12 protein-coding genes are annotated in these 24229 nt (G+C 36.8%); 2 read left to right on the forward strand and 10 right to left on the reverse strand.

What is annotated here, in order from left to right; genetic code table 11:
* Position 1: 1 nt before the first annotated feature.
* Both BN863_RS10940 and BN863_RS10945 read left to right on the forward strand, forming a co-directional pair.
* A complete protein-coding gene (locus BN863_RS10940) occupies positions 2 to 796 on the forward strand; it encodes a gluconate 5-dehydrogenase (protein WP_038530495.1) in 795 nt (264 codons plus the stop codon).
* A gap of 1 nt (position 797) precedes the next feature.
* Positions 798 to 1985 (forward strand): DUF4861 domain-containing protein, encoded by a 1188-nt coding sequence (locus tag BN863_RS10945; protein ID WP_051774705.1) that lies wholly within the window; start codon positions 798 to 800, stop codon positions 1983 to 1985.
* A gap of 257 nt (positions 1986 to 2242) precedes the next feature.
* Here BN863_RS10945 and BN863_RS10950 read toward each other — a convergent pair whose 3' ends face one another.
* From BN863_RS10950 to BN863_RS10995, 10 genes are all read right to left on the reverse strand, one after another.
* Complete coding sequence (locus BN863_RS10950) at positions 2243 to 4705, reverse strand: glycoside hydrolase family 2 protein (RefSeq protein ID WP_242404022.1); 2463 nt, start codon at positions 4703 to 4705, stop codon at positions 2243 to 2245.
* 165 nt (positions 4706 to 4870) lie between these two features.
* The gene (locus tag BN863_RS10955; RefSeq protein ID WP_038530498.1) at positions 4871 to 6010 is read right to left on the reverse strand and encodes a lactonase family protein; all 1140 of its coding nucleotides are present in this window, start codon (positions 6008 to 6010) and stop codon (positions 4871 to 4873) included.
* Positions 6011 to 6048: 38 nt separating this feature from the next.
* The gene (locus BN863_RS10960; protein WP_038530499.1) at positions 6049 to 8499 is read right to left on the reverse strand and encodes a hypothetical protein; all 2451 of its coding nucleotides are present in this window, start codon (positions 8497 to 8499) and stop codon (positions 6049 to 6051) included.
* Entirely contained in the window at positions 8500 to 9939 is a 1440-nt protein-coding gene (locus BN863_RS10965; RefSeq protein ID WP_038530501.1) for a sulfatase, read from the reverse strand.
* 11 nt (positions 9940 to 9950) lie between these two features.
* Positions 9951 to 11447, reverse strand: coding sequence for a sulfatase family protein (locus tag BN863_RS10970; protein ID WP_038530503.1), 1497 nt, complete (start codon positions 11445 to 11447; stop codon positions 9951 to 9953).
* A 6-nt stretch (positions 11448 to 11453) separates the two neighbouring features.
* Positions 11454 to 13103, reverse strand: coding sequence for a sulfatase (locus BN863_RS10975; protein ID WP_038530506.1), 1650 nt, complete (start codon positions 13101 to 13103; stop codon positions 11454 to 11456).
* Between the two features lie 58 nt (positions 13104 to 13161).
* Entirely contained in the window at positions 13162 to 14685 is a 1524-nt protein-coding gene (locus BN863_RS10980; protein ID WP_051774709.1) for a sulfatase, read from the reverse strand.
* Between the two features lie 9 nt (positions 14686 to 14694).
* Positions 14695 to 18186 (reverse strand): glycosyl hydrolase, encoded by a 3492-nt coding sequence (locus tag BN863_RS10985; protein WP_084817526.1) that lies wholly within the window; start codon positions 18184 to 18186, stop codon positions 14695 to 14697.
* A 13-nt stretch (positions 18187 to 18199) separates the two neighbouring features.
* The gene (locus BN863_RS10990; RefSeq protein WP_242404023.1) at positions 18200 to 21340 is read right to left on the reverse strand and encodes a sugar-binding domain-containing protein; all 3141 of its coding nucleotides are present in this window, start codon (positions 21338 to 21340) and stop codon (positions 18200 to 18202) included.
* On the reverse strand, positions 21252 to 24224 hold the full coding sequence (locus BN863_RS10995) for a glycoside hydrolase family 2 protein (protein ID WP_051774711.1): 2973 nt from the start codon (positions 24222 to 24224) through the stop codon (positions 21252 to 21254). The genes BN863_RS10990 and BN863_RS10995 overlap by 89 nt, the downstream gene beginning before the upstream one ends.
* Positions 24225 to 24229: the final 5 nt, after the last annotated feature.

Raw genomic sequence — 24229 nt, forward strand, 5'->3', positions numbered from 1 at the left:
CATGAGTGTAGATTTATTTGATGTAAAAGGTAAAATAGCCTTAGTAACAGGAAGTACGCATGGATTAGGAATGGCCATGGCAAAAGGATTAGGATTGGCAGGAGCCACTATTGTTGTAAATGGAAATTCTTCTCAAGACAAAATAGACAGCGCTATTGCAGAATACGAAAAGGAAGGTATAAAAGCTGTAGGTTACAAATTTAATGTAGCTAAAGAAGACGAAGTACAAGCAGCTGTTTCTAAAATTGAAGCAGAAGTCGGTCCTATAGACATTCTAATTAATAACGCCGGAATCATTAAGCGTACGCCGCTTTTAGAAATGGAAGTAGCCGATTTTAAAGAGGTAGTAGATATCGATTTGGTGAGTCCGTTTATAGTGTCTAAACATGTGGTTAAAAACATGGTAGAACGAAAAGCCGGAAAAGTAATTAATATTTGCTCGATGATGAGCGAGTTGGGCAGAAATAGTGTTGGGGCGTATGCCGCGGCCAAAGGTGGATTAAAAATGTTAACTCAAAACATGGCTACAGAATGGGCAAAATATAACATTCAGGTTAATGGTATTGGTCCAGGCTACTTTGCAACCTCGCAAACAGCACCTATTCGAGTAGACGGCCATCCGTTTAACGATTTTATTATTAACAGAACACCGGCAGCTAAATGGGGAGACCCAAATGATTTAGCAGGAGCAGCGATTTTTTTAAGCTCTAAAGCTAGCGATTTTGTAAACGGTCATGTGGTATACGTCGATGGTGGTATTTTAGCAACCATAGGTAAGCCTTCAAACGAAGAGTAATATGAAACATGTAATCATGCTATATTTTATAGCCGCAGCAACGTTGTTTAGCAGCTGCGCTAAGCAAGATTCAGAACATAGATTGATAACGGTAAAAAACAGTTTAGATTTACCACGAGCATTTGAAACTATCGAAATCTCAAAATCCGATATCCAATTACATACAGGAGAACGTTTTGAAGATTTTAGTATTCAGGATGTGGCAACAAAAGCAATTTTAACGTCTCAATTTGTAGATGAGGATCAAGATGGTACTGCCGATGTACTACTATTTCAACCCGAATTAAATCCTAATTCAGAAAAACAATTTGAATTGGTTAAGGTTGATGGTGGCGTTGAAGTAGACAGTACGGTGTATTGTTATTCACGATTTGTACCCGAACGCACCGATGATTATACTTGGGAAAACAACAAAGTAGCCTTTAGAACTTATGGACCTGTTGCCCAAAAGATGGTAGAAGATTCATTGCCAGGCGGCACCCTATCTAGCGGAATAGACGCTTGGTTAAAAAAAGTTGAATATTCTATTATTGATAATTGGTATGCAAAAAATGATAAAGATCCAGGATACTATCATATAGACCACGGTGAAGGGTTAGATAATTTTCATGTAGGTTCTAGTCGTGGTGTTGGTGGTTCTGCTGTAAAAGTGGATACCTCTTATTACATCTCTAAAAACTTTACAGATTATAAAACCATAACTACTGGCCCAATACGAACAAGTTTTATTTTAAAGTATGCCGATTGGGATGCCAATGAGAAAACAATATCAGAAGAAAAGCATATTTCTCTAGATTACGGCAATAACTTTTCTAGGTTTGAAATTCATGTTGACGGTACAGATGAATTATCGGTGGGATTAACATTACACGATAATAAGGGCGAGATAACTCAGAATGTAGATCAAGGATGGATTGCTTATTGGGAATCTGAATATTTTGACTCGGAGTTAGGAACGGCAATCGTAGCGCCTAAAGGTGTTATGACAGCTTCAGAGTATTATGTTACTAGTATGAAAGATAGAAGTAATTTATATGCTCAACTTAATGTAGATAATAATAAAGTGGTATATTACGCCGGATTTGCTTGGAAGGAATCTAAGCAGTATCCAACGAAAGCCTCTTGGGAAAAGTATATTCAAGAATTTTCGGAGAAATTAAATACTCCGTTAGAAGTTAGTATTCAATAACTTTAGAATAACAGCACACTAGCACATAATTTAAGACTGTCTTAATCGTTTAAACAGTTGTCTGTCTATACGCTATACAGATTCTCATTACATTATTTTCAAAGCATAAGAGAATCTGAAATAAATTCAGATTGACTTGCAACAACTTTTAAGACAGTCTTTTTGTTCACACTACCGACAAGATTAAAAAAAAATCGAGTTTACACTATGCTGTAAACCCGATTTACCAATACAAACAAATAAAAAAAACTAATCTCCTATTCTATGGTTAAATAGGTACCTTTAAAATTTTGATTCAATACCATCATTACTACCGGAATATTTTTTCCATCTCTTTTAACCTCTATAGCTGCTTTTCCGTTGGCCATTGCAATCGATTCACTTCCTGTTGGAGTACCTTGACTTTTTAAGGTTTCACCTCCCGAAAGGCACTGAAAATACACCTGATCTTCATAATCTAAACACCTTAAGCCATTTTTATCGTAGGCAATTGCTGTTACCAAATAATTTCCATTTTCTAAAAGTTCAGACTCTAATTTTAATCCAACGGCCTTTCCGTTTTTAGTAAACCTATAATTGATTGCCAATTCATCTTTAACTGTCTTATTTTCTTTGGTTTTTCCTACAGCTACTAAGGTATTCTTTCCTTCCTTAAAATTTAAATTCCAATTCAAACCAGCTGCAGGAAACACTTTAAGGTCACGTTTCTTAACACCCAAACTTTTACCGTTTAAAAACAGTTCTACCTCTGGACAATTACTATAAACACTAATATCTCGAGCTAAATCTTTTGGTCCTTGTCTCTCAGTCCAAGTATGAGATTCTATATATGTAAAAGGTTCTTTACTCCAATAACTTTTAAACACATAAAAGGCGTCTTTTGGATTTCCCGCACGATCTACTAAGCCTTTTTGATTCATATAAGGAATCGCATTTTCGGGACGTAAGGGGGTACCAAAATCTTTAAAAGCCCATTGCACATTCCCTACGAAATTTTCATCATTTTCACTAATTCGCAAGTGCCAATCAAATAAATCAACAATATAGTTTTCACTCCAATCCCCAATCTGAGCTATATTAGCTACATCGGTTTGCACAATTTCTTCTTCCCATCCATCAGATTGAATTTTTCCTTCTCCAGTGACAGGATTTTCGGTATGACGTCCAACATGACTAGAACCACCATACTCTGCATGTAAAAAATGCGGGTATTCCTTTTTATAGGTATCTATTGCCTTTTGGTAGCTTTTATAACTTCCTGAATACCAACCAGACCAAATAGAAGGCGAAAACACATCTACAATATGCGATCCTTCATAATATTTTCGAATCGCTGTTTTTCTCGATGGATCTAGCTGATGCGCTAAATCGTTTAATTCAGTTAAAAATGAATTCATTTTATCAGTATCATCGCCATTTTCAAAATCTGGCAACCAATACATTTCATTCCCTAAAGACCAAATAATGATACTTGGATGGTTATAATTTTGATTAATAATTTCTGTTAACATATTCTTGGTATTAGTCTTCCAAGTTTCATTTCCTAAGCCTCCACGGCACCAAGGCAATTCATCCCAAATCAATAACCCTAATTCGTCGCAAGCTTTATAGACTTCTGGATCTTGCGGATAATGAGCCAAACGCACAAAATTTGCCCCCATATCTTTAATTAGTTCCATATCCTTTCTATGCTGCATGTTACTCATTGCTGCCCCTACTCCAGCATGTTCTTCGTGCCTATGGGTTCCTCTTAATAGTACACGCTTACCATTAAGGTAAAAAGCGCCGTGATCTTTAAATTCAAACCATCTAAAACCTACCCTATTTTGCACGCTATCTATAACGTCACCCTTTTCTAACAAGGCTACTTTTAAGGTATATAGATTAGGATGTTCGGTGTCCCACAACTTCGGATTTTTAATATTCCTGAAATGAATTTTGGCTGTATTATTTTTGATTTTGAACACTGAGGAAACTACAGTTACTCCTTGAGCATCTAATAAATTGGCCTGTACTTTTAAATTGGAATTATTTAAGTTATTAATTGCTACTGTGGCTAAAAGCTCAGCTTCATTTTCAGAAACTTTGGGGGTTGTAATTTTTAATTCTGAAAGGTGTTGTTTTGGGATAGTTTCTAACCAAACATCTCTTGTTATACCGCCAAATATAAAAAAATCACTCTTTTGAGACGGGATAACTTCGGGGTCGTAACTGTTATCCACACGTATAACAATATCATTTTTACCTGATTTTATAAACTCGGTGATATCAATTGTAAAGCCTATATAACCACCAATATGTCCTCCCGCTTTTTGTCCGTTCACATACACTTCGCTATTTATATTCACACCTTCAAAATAAAGCTGATATAATTTATTGTTTTCTATATTCGAGATTGCAAGTTCTTTTTTATACCAACTTCCTGAACGTCTGTAACCTGGGTTTAAATCGGTAGCATCTAAAGCATTCCAAGTGTGGGGTAAGTTTATAGATTCCCAATTAGCATCATTTAAGGCTAAATTTATGTCTTTAATATTCTTTTCTAAATACAGCCAATTAGCATTAATATTTTCTTTAGTTCTACTATTAAAAACTTCCTTAGAATAGCCGCTCCAGGATACCATTATTAAATACAACACAAGGACCAACTTTAGGTAACCATTACTTCTTTTTAAACTTTTACCTATTGAAGATTTATAATATTGTTTACTATCTTTCATACAAAAACCCATTAAATTTTATAGTTATTTACGAAGTATAAAACTACCATTTGCTCCTAGAATAGAAGTCCAAAAATGGGGATGTAATCGTACAAAAGATTCTTAACCATCTAATTATAATAACTAGTTACTTTCTTTGATGGTCCCATAAAACATTTTTAACCTCTAGTGGCTGTAAGTAAACATTTGCAAGCTCGATGAACCATTTACCACAAGTTCTTGGGGTAATTTTTGAAGTTTACCAGTTTCAACATCTCTTCTAAAAATTACGATATTATTTGAAAATTGATTAGCCACCAATAAAAATTGCCCTGAAGGATCTATGGCAAAATTTCGTGGATGTTCGCCATAAGTTGGCTCATGTCCAATTAGCTTTAAAGCTCCATTACTTTTATTAATAGAAAAAATAACAATACTATCTTCATTGGGGCCTCGATTGGAGGCGTACAAGAATTTACCATCTGGTGATATATGAATATCAGCAGATCTATAACTATCCTGCTTTTTACTATAAGCGTTATAATCGGCTAAAAACTTTAAATTCCCGTTCAATAATGCATACGCCGAGACTTTACCACTTAATTCATTTATACCATAACCATATTTCCCGTTTTGATGAAACACAAAATGCCTTGGTCCGCTACCCGGCTTTACTTTTATAGCGTCTGCTTTTTGAAGTGACATGTTTTGATTGGCATCTAAGTTTACTTTAAACTTATGTATGCAATCCGAACCTAAATCCTGTAAAAACAAATAATCATTTTCTAGCGAAAAATTGGAAGAATGAATGTGAGCTGTGTCTTGATTACCTTTTACAATACCACTTCCAGTAAACGTAAAAAATTCATCAATTTTTTTAATTTTTCCTGTTTCATCTACTTCAAAAAAACTCAAGCTCGGGTCGGTATAATTGGAGACGGCAAGAAACTTCCCGGATTTATCTATTTCTATATGCGCTGGATTTCTACCGCCACAATCTTGCATATTTATCAGTTTTAAGTCGCCTGCATTAGAATCGATTTTAAAAGCCGCTATTTTGCCATGGGTTTGCAACTGACTTTCAATTACCGAATATAAATACTTTCCGTTTGGGGAAAGTTTTAAAAACGAAGAATTAATGATACTGTCAACCTCCGACAGTAATTGTGCTTCCCCTGATTTTGTATTAAAATCGAATACATGAATACCAGTACCGGGTTTCTTATCTGTAAAACTACCTACAAACAATAATGTTCTCTCCTGTCCTTGTACCATTTGAAAGTTGCATAAAAATATTATACCAATAATAAGGCCTCTTTTAATCATTTAAATCCGATTTAATTTTTTAATTCTTTACAACACATTTAAAATACCTTGTATGCTGTGGTTGCAGTTTCTGAATCTAGTGTATAATTATTGTACTTTAATGTTTTTCCTTCCCCAATATAAAGACTTATGGTTTTTTGCTCACCTTCAACTCTAATAATTCCAAAACGACCTTCAAACTTTATCTTTAATATCTTATTCTCATACACGCCATCTTTACTATCCAAAGAAATAATATAATCTGTAATTAATTTTCCATTTACTTTTGAAATCACTGTAACGCCTACAACTTTATCGGCATCTTGTAAAGGCGTCACTGTTTGGACGCTTGAACTTGCTTTGACTGATGGTTCGAAAACAGCTATAAAAGGTTTTTCCCAAGCTTCTCCGTCTTGTCTAATTGCCAATACTTGAGTTGGTTTTTCTTCATAACCATTTTTAGCTTCTCGTGTAGGTGGTGCCAATGCGGTGGTGTAGGATCGATTCACACCTTGGGGGACAAACATATGCATAAAACGTTCATCATAATCTATTTTAAACGTTGCATGCACCCCTTTATGAATAGGTTTCGTTGATTTGGTGTCTTCAAAATAGCGCCAACCTGGAGACTGTACCGGATCTCCAATATCTGTTTTATATCGCGTTGTCGGTTCTGTTCTTAAGGTTTCACCATTTTCTGTTTCTAACAAAGTAGCATCTCCTATATTATGGTAAATATAATCTTGAAACTTATTTTCAGTTAATGATTTAGAACGAAATACATCTAAATAGTACCCTGTTTTTTCACTAGTACGAATAGTGCTTAATGTGCGTTCCTGATCACAATTATTAATGGTGTCTTTTAAAAATTGTGTTGCAAAATTAAAATGCTCACTAATAGGATCTTCTAAATGTTTGGGTTCTGCGGCAATATTAACTACCGTATTTTGCCACACATAGGCGCCATCTTTCCAAGATCCGGGTTGAATACCATGCGAAGTTCCGTTAACAATTACAGTATTATTACCGGCATATAATCTAAAATAATTTTCGTGCAATGGAATTCTTCGTTCTTTTACTGTTTTAGGCAAGCCACCATTTGGAGCCATAACATAGCCTGCACCATAAAGTTCCATAGTTATTCCGGTAACATGAGAATGCACATAATGGGCACCACCAATAATACCACATAAGCCATATAGTTCGTTATCTGTTTCAACATAGTTTCGCTGTAAGGCAATACCAGCATGCTCAACCAATACTGTAGGTTTTTTAAAATCTATTTTAGAATCTATACCTTTTGGGATTGGTGTTCCCCAGAATAATTTTAAAGGCTCTGAACTGTTAAAAGTAGCAGGAGAAATTTTTGATTGGTAGCCACCCTGTCTCTGATAGGCTTGACTAAGGGCTATTTTGGCCTGATTTTCTAAATTTGAATATCCTCGGCGTTGTGCTAAGTTTAGTGTGTACCTATATAACTGTTCGGTACCATCGTGATTTCTTTTAGAATCACCATACCTTACAAATCTACCATCTGGCATTCTTAAATTATCGAACAAAAAATTTCCTTTATAAATGTTTTTATAATTCTGAGTAACCTGCATTTCAGGATAAACCCGATCTATGATATTTAAAACTAGAGTGACGGCTGGCATAAAACTATAACTTGTTGATTCTGGCCAAATCCCTTGCTTACCAAACATTGGTAAAATAGTGTTTTTAAAAGAATTTTGATGTGCAGTTCCTTTCTCCCAAAAAACGTCGAACAAGCGCTCCCGTTCTTTATCATCTTCAATACATAGAATACCATAAAGCACCCCGGGAGCAGTTAAAATAGGATGATTTGAAATAAATTTACCATGTGTATCCGGGCGACCATATTCTTGCAAACTACTACCAACCATATTTAAGAGAACTTTTTGAAACAGGTCTCTATCGAACGTTTGCTGCTTATTTGCAGAAGCCTTATAAACTTTGGTTGTCGGTTTGTTTAAAAAATTATAAATAAAATCATATGCTAATGCAAATTGGGCGTAAGATGTTCGAGGATCGTAAAAATGATTCCCACAAATGGTAGTATTTTTAGGACTTCTATCAGATAAAACAGTGACGTAATGCCATAATACATCTGCCGAAAACTGAGCGTATTTTTCGTCATCAGTCAAAAAATACAACATAGCTGCATAAGAGGCATCTGTAAGTACTGCTGCATGATCTCCTACTGTTACCGCTTCAAATTCGGTTAACGAATTATCGGCAGGTATTTCTGGAATATGGGATAATATTACTGATGGCTTTTTTTGATGGGCTTCCACTTTTTTATCTACTACAGCATGTAAATCATGTTCCATTTTTTTAGCCCAATCATACTTTTCTATTAGATTTAAAATATCTTGTTTTTCATCTTGAGTTACCCAGATAACAGGATGCTGCATGGATTGAGACCAACAAAAATTTGTCCCAAACAGCATCATTAACACAACACTTATTCTTCTTACACTAGTTCCCATCTATTTTGTATTTTGAGTTAAAAAATCCTTCCCCCATTTTTGTCTTAACTCTAATGCTAATTGCTTCACTAGTTCCTGAAACTCTGGTTTTTCAGCTAAATTATCTAATTCTAACGAATCTGTTTTATGGTCGAACAACATGCGTTCGTAAGCCACCCCATCATCATCGGTCCATTCGGTATAAAACAAATCGTCTTTAACGAGTGTAACCCCATCTTTAAACTTACTAACCGCCCAGTTTTTAATCTGCTTTTCACCATTAATAAGCGGCAGAAAACTGACCCCTTCAGCCGTATCTGGCACTTCTAAGCCGGTTAATTCGCATAATGTTGGATATATATCTATAAATTCGGTAATAGCATTACTGCGTTCTCCATTCGTTTTTCCCGGTACTTTTACCACTAAAGGCGCGCTAAGTGCCGTTTCAAAATTTACATGTTTACACCATAATTTGTGATCTCCTAAATTCCATCCGTGGTCGCCCCATAACACCACAATTGTATTGTCTGCTAAGCCTGTTTTTTCTAATGCATCTAGAACTAGACCAATTTGAGCATCAACATAACTCACACAGGCATAATAGCCATGTATTAATTCTTTAGCTAAATCTTCTGGTAAATCTCCTTTTTTAGGAATATTTCCATAATTGCGTAACTCGCCATAATTAGGAAAGGCTTTTTTGGGTGTAGATTCTGGTTGCACATAGGTTTCTGGTAACTTTATTTGTTCTCTATCATATAAATCCCAATACTTTTTAGGTGCATTAAATGGTAAATGCGGTTTCATAAAACCCATAGCTAAGAAAAAAGGTTGCTTAGACTTTTTAAGATGTTGCAAATCTGCTATGCCTTTTCTTGCAATTTCACCATCAAAGTAAGCTTCGTCATTTACATCTGCATTTTCAAAGGCACTTGCACCTCCCATGGCTAAATTGGCATCAGCATTTTTTAGAATATTTTTCTCTAATTGATAATTACGTATATTTCCTTTTGGAAACCATATGGTATTCCAGGCTAGGCTATCATCATCTATATTATGGTATATTTTTCCGTTTGATATGGTTGTATAGCCGTTTTGTTTAAATGTCATAGGTAAAGAAACCGCCTCTGGAGCATCTGTATCGGCTCGAGCTTTATAATCGAAAAAACGATGCCGAGTAGGTCGGGTTCCCGTTAATAAACTTGCTCTAGATGCCCCACAAACAGGAACATTACAATACGAACGATTAAACACTAAACTCTGACTCGCTAACTTATCTAGGTTAGGTGATTTTATATGAGAAGCACCATAAAAATTAAGTTCTGGACGTAAATCATCTACAGCAATAAACAAAACATTCATTGGTTTTTGCTCTTGAGTAACGGTTGTTTTTTGTTGTTTTTCTTTACAGGCCGATACCGTTAAAACTAAACCCAGCGTGTATATAAATAATCTTTTCATAGTATGTATTTTTACCAATGTTCAATTACGATATAATCATCTTTTGTAAGGGTGTTTTTTCTAGCCTCTGGAATTTTTCGTCGTGGTGTGTCTTGATCTAATTTAAAACCCCTGTTTCCTTTTGGAGTGATAATAGGTATGCCAATCATATTTTCACTTAAAATATCCCCTTGCGCTTTCATCCAGCTAAACATGTCTTTGATTAACTTTTCTTTAATCGATTTATAGTCTGGATTACTCGCTAAATTATGCTGTTCGAAAGGATCGTTTTGTAGATCATACAACTCTTCAAAAGGTTCATTTTTATGAGCCTTTGCTCCTCTTTCTATAAAATAATTTACATTGGGTTTTCCTGTTAAGTTTTGCTCAACAACTTCTATTGAATTAAAGTTTCTAATGTATTTATAGCGCTTATCGCGAATCATACGAGACGGAAATATTTCAGAATTTAATATATTTTGATTGGTTCTAACCCCGTACACATAGTTGTTTACCTCAACATCCTTACCTTGTAATAACGGTAAAAAACTATTTCCATCCATATCTTCAGGAAACTTGCCGCCTGCTATTTCCATAAACGTAGGCAACACATCGGTATAGTGAATCAATTGATTGGATGTAGAACCTGGCTTTATGACTTTTGGCCAACGGGCTACAAAAGGAACTTTTAACCCGATGTCTTTTACGGTAAATTTCCCTGAAACCCCATGGTCTGCACTATAAATAAAAAGGGTGTTATCTGTTAAATAAGTATCTACCAATTTTAAAACTTCTTCAAGTTGTGTATTATCTTCTTCAATACTTCTATAATACCCTGCTTTTGTTTTTATAAAGGTCTTATCCGTTTTTTTATTTTCATTAAAGGGATAAAATTTGATATCCGATGCCTTTGGATGTTCAACATCAAAATATTTTCCATGCGGATATTTTGAAGTAATGAACATACAAAACGGTTTTTTAGCATTTTTTAAATAAGCCGCTATACTATCTAAAGGAATATAATCTCTAGGCACGCCTTGTTTAGGCACAGGCTCCCATTCCCTATCCCATTGATACACATTCTCTGGTTTTACATGACTTTTTCCTGCCAATACAACCTCGTAGCCTAATTTTTTCATGTGAGTGGTTACGCTTTTTATATCGGATCTAGTTCCTGTATGATTGGCAAAACAACCATTCTTTAACGGATATTTCCCCGTAAAAAGTTGTGATCTACTTGGTGCGCAAATAGCCTGTGCTGTAAACGCATTAGTAAATAAGATACCATCTTTTGCTAGAGCATCTACAGCGGGTGTGTGCACTTTTTCATTGCCATAACATCCATAATCATATACGTCTTGATCGTCGGCGAGATAGAAAATAATATTAGGTTTCTCGCTTATTGCTGATGACTTTTCGAGCATAGAATCTGATGTGTCCTGCGCTTGTGTTTTTTTATCTCCGGAACAAGCAATATGTAAAAAAGCTATACATCCAAGAATTATAACGCCTGTTTTTTTGCTATTCATAATCAACTATTTTATATATTTTTTCACGGCATCTTTTTTAGGGTATGGTACTTTTTCGCAGTTTTTCGCCCATATTCCCGTAGGGGCATTATTTTTTATTAGCCATGCACGTAGTTTATTATTCATTTTTAAAGCTAAATCTAGTGTTTGTTGACTTGGATTTTCAGCCAAAAGATTGGTCGTTTCTCCTAGATCATTACTTAGGTTATATAGCTCGAAGGACTCATCTTCATACCGATAGAATAATTTATAATGCTGATTATCGGAATGTCTATAATGAATAACCGATTGCGGCATGTTACGCACATCCATATAACCAGGGAAATGCCAAAACAATTCATTTTTATCATCACGGACTTGAGATTCTTCTCGTAACACCGACGCTATCGATTTACCATCCATTTCTTGTACTTTAGGACTTGGTAATTTAGCCCCTGCAATTTCCGCTAGTGTCGGATAAAAATCAATGGTGTGAACTTCCTGAGTGGTATTCACCGAATTAGGCGTAATAACACCAGGATATTTAAAAATTAAGGGCACACGAACACCACCTTCATAATAGGTACCTTTTCTTAAACGTAATGGTGAATTATTGGTAGGCCCCATAAAACCACCATTATCCGAATAGAAAATAACCATAGTATTTTCAGCGATGCCATCTGCTTTGTTTCCATCTCCATTAGGATCTTCTAGTGCATTTAAAACACGACCAACCGTCTGGTCTAAAAGTTCTACAAAAGCAGCATAGTCGGCTTGCGTATGGCGAGGATCTAGAGACTTTTTCGCTTTATATTTAGCTTCCAAGTCAAGACGTGGAAGTATACTAACATGTACAGCATGAAATGGGATATAAGCAAAAAACGGGCTGTCGGCTTTAGACCTATCTTTTATATAACCTACAACGGCATCCCCCAAAGCATCGGTAAGGTGTTTTGGTGTACCTTCTAAAAGCCAAGGATTATTTCCGTTTTTTATAGGTTCTAAAACCTTCTGAAGGTAAGCAGCATCATAAGGCTGTGCATAGGGTTTTAAATTATCGATTTCAAACATCCAACCTTTAGCATCATCGTTTTGGGCAAAAAACTCATTTTTTACTTTTACGCCATTTACAGTAGCACTAGTTTCTTTATGTAAAGCCACATTATAATCTACACCCATATAGCTTTCCGCTTGCTTTCCTAGTTTGATAGCATGAAATTTTCCAAACCAAGCTGTATGGTAGCCCGCTGTTTTTAAGGTTTCGAACATAGAAACACAATCTTCCTGTAAATAATTATTTTGATTATGTGGCATAATGGGTGTCACAACACCTTTTGAAGCTCTTTTGAGACTTCCCACATTATACACACCATTTTGAGCCCCCGTAGCATATTGGCCGCTAAGCAGTGCTGCTCGAGTAGGTTGACAGTTTTGCTGCGTATAGGCATAGGCAAAAGACTTCCCTTGCTGAGCTAATCTGTCTATATTCGGACTTTCGTAATACTTAGACCCATACCCTAAACTGGTGTTAGGCGAACTTAAATCTGTCCAACCTAAATCGTCGGCCATAATTAAAATGATATTAGGTTTTTGGTTAGCGTCTTTTTTGGTCTGAGAGCTAGCTAACAAAGGACTAATTAGCAAACCAAATAATACGATTTTTGAAAATTTCTTCATTTCTGATGTCATTTAAATTTTATTTATGCTGCGTCTATGAAATAATTTTATTACTATATCACCGTTCTGCGCCAATAACTTTAACTGCCTTAGCAGCATTTACATTTCCACGTGTTTTTTGTTCTACAAAATAAGGCTGAAAAGTGTAGTTTGACTCCGCATCCCATGTCGCATTTGTTTTCGGCAACAAAGCTTTTAAGGCTTCTATTTTACTTTTAAATTTAAAATTATTGGCTTCATTAATCCATTCATTCGGATCTGAAGCATTGTCGTAAAATTCTTCTGTCCCATCTTCATATTGAATGTATCGGTAACCATCAACTTTAACGGCATGGTTGTTCTTCCCATAGGTAGTAATGGCATAGGTATCTTTTAAACCTTCATTCTTTTGCATCATGCGCACCAAACTCTTAGCTTCATTTCTTGCATATGCTTGCAAGCCACTTAACTCTAAAAGTGTTGGATAAATCGATAACATTTCTACTGGGGCATCTATCTTTTTCCCTTTTGGTAAATTTGGCCCAGCAAAAAACAATGGTGCTTTTGTAGCGCTTTCCCATAAAGCATGTTTTGCAAAGGTTCCTTTTTCTCCTAAACGGTATCCGTGGTCGGACCATAAAACTATGATGGTGTTTTTGGCATATGGGCTATTTTTTAAAGCATCTAAAACACGACCTAATTCGTAATCCACAAAACTGACACAAGCCAAATATGCTTGTATTATTTTTTTCCATTCTCCGCTATTTATAGCCCATTCTGTTGAAGGCATCATAGGTAAATCGTTAATTTTTAAGCCTACGGGTGGAATATCATTTAAATCATCTGATTGATATGGTGGTGTTTGTATGCTCTCAAGCGGATACAAATCGAACCATTTTTGAGGCACATATAATGGCACATGTGGTCTTTGAAACCCCAAGGCCAAAAAGAAAGGCTGTTTGTAATTTTTATTGAAGCGTTCTAAAACCCAATTCACCGCTTGATGGTCTGGCATTAGCGTATCACTTTCAGGAAATGCGCCCCAATCGGTATTGGTTCTGCCATACTGCCCTTTTCGTGATTTAGAAGTTCCAAAACCATCCCAAACAAATCGCTTTTCAGGAAATGGACCAAAACCTTTTACACGACCGCCTCCTTCATCAAACATACCATCAGGTGCATAATTATGAAAAAGTTTACCTATTCCCATAGAATGATAACCGTTCTTCTTAAAATATTCGGGAAGAAAAATAATATCCTTAGTAGCCTCATTATCATCTCTACGAATTTTATTATCGGGCGTCATGCCATAAATTCCTGTTGTTGAAGGGCGCAAACCCGTCATTATAGCCGATCTTGATGGTCCGCATAAAGGCGCTGGACAGTGGGCATCTGTAAAAGTAACGCCCATAGCCGCCAACCTATCAAAGTTTGGGGTTTGAATATTAGAAAAATTAGCAATGGGGCTAATCATATTATTCAAATCGTCTACCGCTATAAATAACACATTTGGCTTATCTACTTCCTTCTGGACTTGCTTCTTTTCATCGGTACGACATGACAGCATGCAGATACCTAATAACAAAAAATATCTTGTTTTCATTTATAGAGATTATAACGATTTTTCTACTAACACATTTATTTTAACCGGCCCCAACAATCCAGAACTTAATAATTCGTCCTCCTTATCCCAATGTTTCCAAGCTGGGAATGTGGTTCTTTCACTAGGACGTTTTGTATTATTTAGCAACCAATCTGGTACGCTTTTTATTTTAGGACCTTTACGTTCAAAATCCAATGGCAATTTTTCATCACCAATTAATCGGTTTGGCCATAAGTTGGTGACCTTAACTTCAAGTTTGTTTTCGCCAGTTTTCACATCATTTGTAACATCCAATCTGAAAGGTGCTTTCCAAAGTGTCCCTACCGGTTTACCATTTAAAATCACTTCTGCGATTACAGCAACGCTTCCCAAATCGAGTTCTAATTTGTTGTTGGATTTAAGTAGTTTTTTGGATACCTGAAAGGTTTTATGATAACTCGCTGTTCCTGAAAAATACTTAATGCCTTCATTTTCAACAGCTGACCACGATTTTAATTCATCAAACCTCACTTTATTTATTGTAACTAAATCTGACGGAAATTCAACATCCCAAGTTCCCGCAAGCATGATAGGTTGCGGCACTGATTTGACTGTGGTTGCCATGACTTTTCCAGATAGATTTTTATAGCTAAGTGTTCCAGGATATGGGGTTATCCACTGTGTTTCACCATCGTTCAAAACAATTTCTGGTTTGCTCCTATCTTTTGAAAGATTTAAGGGTCTCCCTTTGGGAACAAAAAGTGTCTGCTCTTCGCCATCGGTGGTAAATGTTATTTTTATCGTGGTGTTATCACCTTCAGGAGTCTTTCCTCCTATCAATTGATTGTTTACAGGAATTACCAAATTACCTGATGCTATTTCCTGTTTAATTTTTTCGGTAACATCATGAACGGGGTAATGTTTGGGTACTCCTTTGGTTTCTGGTTTAAATTTTCCGAAAACTGCTTTTAACACGGTTAACTTTTTATCGCCCGCATTAATATTTACATACTCCTTTTCTTGTGCAGATATCGTTTTAATGTCTTCGCCAATTTGGTATTCCATTCTAAACTCCTTTATATACCCCATGGCTGGATCGCAATCACAAAATGCCCTTGAAGCTTGAATATGCAATTGATTATCTTTTACCTCGGCTGCAACTTTATCTGTAATATCTACCAAGCCTTCTTGAAGAAACGTGCCATACTCGGCTTTAATAATTTGTAAATTTGAAAGCGGCTCTGACTTTGGGTTTTCAAGTTCCATTTTAGCCGACACCAACTGTGACTTTTCTTTGGAAGCATTCTTAAAAACTACAAACACGGCCTCTTCCATACCCAATTGCAGTGGTAAACTCGTGGTGCCATCTGCATGATTTTGCCAAACAGCAGGCTTTTTAATGGTGCCTGATTCTGCCTGCCATATTTCAGGTTGCTTATTGGATACTCTAAAACGGACTTTAATTTCCCGACTTTCCTTTCGGGCATTGGCGATGAAATAAATATCGGCTTCATCTGTTTTTCGGTGGATAAAACTGATATCGGAAACATCATCGCTTTCAATTTTAAAATCAGCCAACAGATTATTACCCTTTAAAAAATCGACTATCGAAATCTCCTTCACCAAACCCTTCCCCCAAAGGAAATCACTCAGTCTTTTTACCTCGGCATCACAAGTGGAATAATGTTCTAAACTTGGCGATTTTTTGGGTTTACTGCCAATTACTTTAGCACCATCTTTTACTAAATCTTCAATTTTATGAAGCGTTTCTGGTTTGATCCAATCTGATTCTGGTAACATTAACACGTCGTATTGTCCACCCACAGGGGTGCAAATTTTTCCGTTTTTAACAAATAAGTCTGACAATTTATTTGAACCAATTAAATCGTAATCATATCCTAATTGCTTTATTTCTGGCAATAAAAAAGCTGTATTTGGTGAAGATTCCCCTGTGAACACAAGCACATCGGCAACATTTTTACCTTGTTGAAGCATGAACTGGGAACGAGCGATATAATCCATAAATGCTTTGCCTTGACGCCACCAGGTATTAAGGCGATTAAAATCGGTACCGTGATAACTTAAAGCTAAGCCTGGAGCCACATCCCAAGGTTGGTGTACATAGGTGTGAAAAATAAATCGGGTAATACCTTCGGCCCATGCTCTATCACCAATGGATTTGAGTTCCGCAGGATGCTCGTCCCAGCCGCCAATACCCGTAAAGGATTCGGCCCCTACAATAGAACTTCCGTTTAAATGTGCTATGGAAGATACAAATTTAGGCGAATCGAAAAACGGATAACCACCACTCCAAAATTCACACATGACGATATCGCCTGTAGCCCCTACTTGCATATTATCGAAAGGACCCCAATAGGGTTCTACCGAAAATTTTAAACCGTTTTTATGACATAGATCCCGAAAATGGGCATAATAGTTTTTGGCCATTAAATCGCCTATAGTTCTTCGAAAATCCCAAAGAAAACGCTCGGTAATTTCGCCACTTTCCACATAATAGCCTGCTAAAGTTGGCAAATAAGAGACCAAACTGTAACCTCTTAATGTTTCAAATTCAGCATCAAACCCAGCAGTCCAATTAGCGGTTCCAACCTCATAACTATCTATTAAGCAATTATTAACTGTTGTACCTACTAAATCGCCCAACTTATTGAGAATGGGTTGAATGCCTCCTTCCCAATACACATCTACCGCTTTTGTACTCATTTTATCAACCTCCAATCCATGGCCGCCCTTTGGTGCAGGATGATTTTTTTTACCTGTAGGCGTATGTCCTAATCTTAAAATCACCCATTCGCCTTTAGGGACTTTCCACTCTAAAATACCTGCGTCATTGAGATGCGCTGTGAGGTTAATTATCTCCTGTTTTTGAATGACAGCTTCAGAAGGAATAATTTTTGTATCTGGCAACAAATGATTACGAATTCTTCCTGATAAACTTTTAAAATCTAAATCGTCAATTTTCATTGTTTGCTTTGGTTTAGGAAAGGCCAGAACAGCAATATCTTTATAAAAATTTAATTTGGTTTCAGGTTGTGGTAACTGTTTTTTAATTGCTTTACCTCCTTTAACTATAATTTCGCTATATACCACGGTTTGCATGGCATATTCCGGACTTATCCAGGGACCACCAGAGGAAGACCAGCCGGCGGTGTTATGAAAAGTGAGTTCTAACCCTATCCGTTTTGCTTCAAGTGCCGAAAAATGAAATAAATCCAACCAGTCTTCACTTAAATAATCGACAGGGCCGGCAGGAAAACCTAAATCTACATTAAACAATTGGGCTTCTTGAATCCCTACTGCTTTCATAGCCTCCAAATCTTTGGTAATTCCAGATTTTGAGACGTTACCGCTTATCCAATGCCACCAAGTACGAGCTTTGGCTTGATTGGGAGGTGAATTAAAACCCGATTCTAACTCAGTTACTTCTGGTACTAAGTTTTGGCCAAATGCTGATATAGAAATCAAAAATAATCCAAGTATGTATTTTAAAAATCGAGGCATTTTTTTAGTTTATTTAATCTATAAATAGTTCATCAATAAAAGGCCCACTCTCTCCCGTCGTTTCTAATTTAATATTATTAGCTCCTGATTGCAGTACAATAATAGTAGGCACAAACTTCCATTCTTTTTCCCAACCACCCGTTGGTTCAAATTCAATGGTTCTTACATATTCATCATTTACATACAGCTTCATTGGGTGTAACTTCCCGTGGTTGTTATGCATATACCTAAAGCGAATACTATAATCACCAGGTTCGCCATCGTTTTCTTGATACCAAGTGATGGAGCCTTCACCTCCTTTGAAATCGACAAAACCAGAACCTTTAAATCGGTGTGCCTCTCTACTTGGTTTAGCGGCTCCTGTTAAAACACCTTCTTCAGCAGAAATATCTACACCTCTACCAATCCACATATCGGCCGAATGTTCATCGCCCCAAAACAAGCCTTCATTTTTACCGAAAGTTTCTTCCATAGACAAAACCGTTTTACCATTTTGTTTTACAATGGCTTTCACTGTCGTGTCATCTTCTACCATAAAAGCATCTTTATAAAGCTTGCCATGCGTTTCCGGATTTTCACCATTAGTGGTATAACGGATTTCTAAATCTGAAGTTTTCGATTTTCCTAAAAGTTGAATGTGCTGGGCATCAATTGTAATTAAATTTGAAGTATATAATGCTTTATCACCTAAGATTGCTGCGGTTACCACCGCGGCCTCTTTAGGCTCGGGTAAGGCTCTTAAAAAGGTTCTAGTTTTTCCAAAAAACAAGGCTCTAAAATCAGATTTAGTTCTGCTTGTGGGGTCTATTGGATTTCCATTTTCCATAGAAATTTTCTTGACATCGCCCTGAATATGGTAATACACTTTGTTTTCTCCATACGGGTATAAATGGCCAGCGGTATCTAAACTTTCGGAAGTAACGATAAAACTGTCAGTAAAACTTCCTTCGGCGTCTAATTTTAGAATACTAGTTTTTAGTTTTGATGGTTGCTGCGCCGTTGAAAAGGACGTTCTATTAACTACTTTTCCATTAATATATCCAACTGCTTCAAGCGTTCCCTCTTCGTATGGCACAAGCCACTCGCATTGCATTTCGTTCCAAACGGTTCCTGGTTTATCTTTTCCTAAAGATATTCCGTTAAGAAACAGTTCTACTTCATCTGCATTAGCGTAAACCCAAACCGGAATGACCGTACCTTTTTTCATTCTTGGATGCGTCCAATGTGGCAACATATGAATCATTGGTTTTTCTGTCCATTGACTCTGGTAGAAATAATACAAGTCTTTTTTGAACCCTGCAACATCCAAAGCTCCTCCCATAAACAAGTTAAATGGCAAGCCCCCGTGTACTAAACCAGCTTCTCCATAATAATCGAAACCAGTCCAACGGAAATGCCCACTATGCCATGGTGTATCGCGCATCACTTCCCAATACTTTCTTGCCGAAACGCGTACCGTAGCATTATCGTAAGAAGAGTTAAAACGCTGTTTTCTATTTTTCCAATTTTTTGGATTAATTCCTTCGTAAAAGAAAACCTCCTTTTCGGTTAAATTAGGAAGCTCATAAGTTCCTGATAATTCATTGTCGCGCCACCAGGTTTGGGTTCTGTAATACCCTCTTGTTTGCCAAGTGTGTGGTGCTTCGGTAGAAATAAAAGGTTTTGTTAATTTGTTATTCTCTATAAAAGACTTTGTTTCAGACCCGCCATTAACACCTTGAATGTCCATATCTTCTGGATTTCCTGCGCCAGATGTAAACAATCGGGTTGGGTCTAGATTTTTACCAAATGCAACCATTTCTGGGGCTACATCGCTATGGGTTTCATTACCCAAACTCCACACAAAAATACTAGGATGGTTGCGGTCTCTAGTTATCCACTCTTTCACATCGGCTTGCCACCATTCATCAAAGGCTTGTTTTCCATAATCTTCGGGTGCTTTTTTATGCCAGCCATCAAAAATTTCATCCATTACCAACAAGCCAATTTCATCACAGATATCGTAAAACATTGGCGGGGTAGAATTGTGCGATGGTCTAATGGCATTTATTCCCATATCTTTTAAAGATTGTAATTTCCAGCGCAACATGGGCTTAGTCCAAGCCCCTCCAACTGGACCACCTTCCCAATGTTCGCAAACACCTTTTAGTTTTACGTTTTCACCATTCAACCAAAAACCCGTTTCAGTTTTCCATGCAACAGTTCTAAATCCGAAGGTGGTTGTTTTCTCATCAATAACCTTTTTACCATCTAGAATTTGAGTTTTAGCTTTATAAAGATTTGGCGATTCTGGACTCCAGAGTTTAGGTGGTTTCACCTCCAATTGAACACTTGGTTGTGCTGAAGCTAACTTTTCACTATGTGTTGCTATTACTTTGCCGTTTGCAGTCAATAACTCCACATTGTATTTTAAACCTTTAAAAGCGCCTTTAATTTCTGCGTCGATAGAAACAACGCCTTGTTGTTTTTCTATAGAAGGCGTTTTTATAAAAATGGTGTTAGGCTTAAAATGAGTTGGATTGACTTCAACCAACTTTACAGGAGCATAAATACCACATGAGTGGTACCACCTTGCCGAAGGCTCTAAACCATTATCTACTCGTACAGCAATCGTATTTTTTCCTACTTTTAAATATTTTGAAATATCATATCTAAAACTGATGTAGCCGTACGGTCTTTTACCCAATCGGTTTCCATTTATCCATACTTCGCTGTTCATATAAACCCCATCAAAATTGATATAGGTTGTTTTAGACAGACTCGCTTTGCTAAACGAAAATGTTTTTCGATACCAACCAATTCCGCCATCATGGTACCCGCCACCTTGGCCTTGATCGCCACCTTTTCGAACACCTTTTTCGAAAGACCAATCGTGTGGAACATTAAGCAATTCCCAAGAGGAATCATCTAAATTTTCCTTAGAAAAGTCAGGGCTATCTTTTAATATAAAATGCCAATTATTGTTGAAATTGGTTTCTATACGTTGTGCCTCTGTTCTATAAATAATTGAACACAGTACTATTAACAAGCAAGCTATCCCTTCACCTCTCATTCCCTTCACATTACTATTTAAATTCCTTGACCATAACGGTATACATTCTACAATTTTCTGGTGCATCACCATCGCTATTTCCAGCCATAATAATACTTTCACCTTCCTCGGCTACACGATGAAATACGGACATACTTGCCCCAACCACATTTACATTATCTCCTGTATCTTCATAATCTCTCAATAAAAATTCTGGACGTGGTACGGTATCATCATGCAATACATAAATGTGCATTTTTTTTCCAGCAATAAATTGTAGCTGATCACGCGCCCAATAGCGATTATCGGAATTAGGCGTTCTAACATATTCCGATTCATTCAAGTACCTCGGTAATACGGTATAATTATATTCTAAATCGGTGTATGCTTTTTTACCCCAATGCATATTAGTTCTTAACATAGCCTTACCATCTCCGGTATAGCTAAATTTTCTAAATAATTCACTTCTATTCTTTACTCCCGGAATATATTCTGGCATTTCTGGAATATGTTCTGGTAAAGGCTCTTTGGTTAATACATTGGTATAAACTTGTGGAAGCGTTGTTGTTAATCCATTATTAAAATCGATTGGCAAGCTTTTTAGAGTTACACTAACATCTTTAAAACCAGGTTTTTTAGCCATAATAGTTACCGTTCCAGACTCTAAAACAGAACGTACAGCTACACGATTAATACCCGCCTCAATATCTAAAAATAGATTGTTGGTACTATTTGGTTTTCCGCTATTGTATCCACCGCGCCAGATTGCTGGACCACTTATAGTAAAGTCTACACGGCCTTTTGCTAATGGGCATCGTCTGCCTTGGGCGTCTACAACTTCAACATCAATTAAAGCAACATCCGAACCATCTGCCAACCAACCTTCTGGCCCCGTAATAGATGTTAATTTTAAAGCCGCAGGTTCTCCTGTCGTTTCTTTTGTTTGAGTGGTTTTTAAGGCGTCATCTATAAAGCCTTCTGCTTTAATTTTACCAGATTCCCAAGCAACATTATCAAATTTAAAGACATAGCCATTTTCAGGATTTGAATTCGTTCCTACCAATTTATCATTCACATATAACTTTACAGAAGCACAGTTAGACATAACATACATTGTTTTTTTAGTGCCTACTTCATAATTCCAATGCCCTACAATATGCACTTGCGGCTCTGGGCGCCACATAGCTTTTAAGGCGTAGAAAGCTTCTTTTGGTAAGCGTACGGCATCCACTTCGCCACTAGCACGGGTGACTTCTGTAGGACAGCGGCCGCCATGTGGGCCATCTGAAAATATCCAATTTGCACCTCCAGAATGGTACGCTTTTTTCCCCATTTTATTCCACCAATGGTCGGCTTGACGTACCGCAAATTCTTCCGAACTTAATTTGTATGTATTTTTACTAATGTTAGGATGGTTATAAAAATTATCGTCTGGCGAATTTTTATCCCAAATACGTCTCGGAGCTTCCTCGCGATTATATTCACTTTCGATTATCGGTAAATCCGGGTATTCTCGCTCCCAACCCTCTGTACCAATTTCGATAGACACATAACCTTCTGAATCGTTTTTAACATCTGCACGACGGTTTCCCATCAAGCGTTTTCCTTTAGGGTCGAAGGTTTTAATAGCCTCCAAAATTTCTTTGTAATGGGCTTCAGATTCCGCCCAGTTTCCACCTTCCCAAATAAATATAGACGGGTGGTTACGGTAGTACACGATTAAATCTTTAAAAGCTTTATAGCGGATGTCCCAGGTTTCACCTTCGTCTTCCGATTCACCGCTCACACCTGGCATAAGGGTAACAAATCCATATTTATCGCCCATATCTACTTCGGCGGGCGAAGCTGCACAATGTCCCCAACGAATAAAATTTCCGCCAGCTTCATCCATTAACTTAAAAGTAAAATCGCGTAACCAATCTGGTAAAGCAGCTCCTAATCCTGCCCAAGCATTGGTTGGTTTTTGCCCCCAACCGTGTAACTTAATTTGTTCACCATTAATCCAAAAACCTGAATCTTTATTAAAATCAAAATTGCGAATACCTAAAGGCGATTCGTAAGTATCAATCACCTTATTACTTTCTTTTATAGCCGATACTACTTTGTACATATAAGGGTAACGCGTATACCAAAGTTGCGGATTTTGAATATTTGTTACCGTTGTTACCTTCATTTTTTGTCCGCTTGGTATGGCAACATTTTTATTAGAATGTGCAACCACAGCACCATCATTATCGACAATTTGGGTTACCAATGTGATGTTCTTATTTTCGGCATGCTCGTTTTGAATTTCGGTTTCAACAGTAATATCAGCACTTTTTTCACTAATATTTTCGGCATAAACATAGGTTCCAACCGTTTCTAGATTATCGTAAAGCGGTAATGTAATATGAAGTGGATCCATAGTATGTAGAAAGACATTTCGGTAGATGCCACCGTGGGTTGGATGCCAGTGTTCGTGATTCCAAACTAACGGGAAATTTTCTCTAAAATGATCACCGCGGTCATTATTCACCTTTACAGCGATGATATTTTCTTCTCCAAATTTAAGATGTGGGGTTAAGTCGAAACCAAAAGGAATAAACCCCGTTTGGTTTTGCCCCAAATGAACGCCATTGATGTATACATCGGCTATTTGACGCACCGATTCAAATTCGATGAATACTTTTTTACCTTTGTCGTCTTTGGGTAATTTAAAATGCTTTCTATACCAAACCGTACCACGCCATTGGTTATCTTCGCCATCGTGATGACCGTGACTTAAATCGTCGAAAGTATCTACATCATTAAAGGTGTGCGGGCAACTTATTGTTTCCCAAGTTGCATCATTATAATTTATATCTTGTGCTTGCTTTGGATTGGATTTAATAAATTTCCAATCGACATTAAAGTTATATGTTGTTCTTTCACTACTTGTTATAACCTCTGTATCCTGCTGCTGCTGCTGCTGCTGCTGTGCACAAGAACATAAAATGGTCAATAAACATAACGCTATATAATTTTTCATTAAGC

It is taken from the genome of Formosa agariphila KMM 3901, assembly GCF_000723205.1.
GTDB classification, from domain to species: Bacteria; Bacteroidota; Bacteroidia; order Flavobacteriales; family Flavobacteriaceae; genus Formosa; species Formosa agariphila.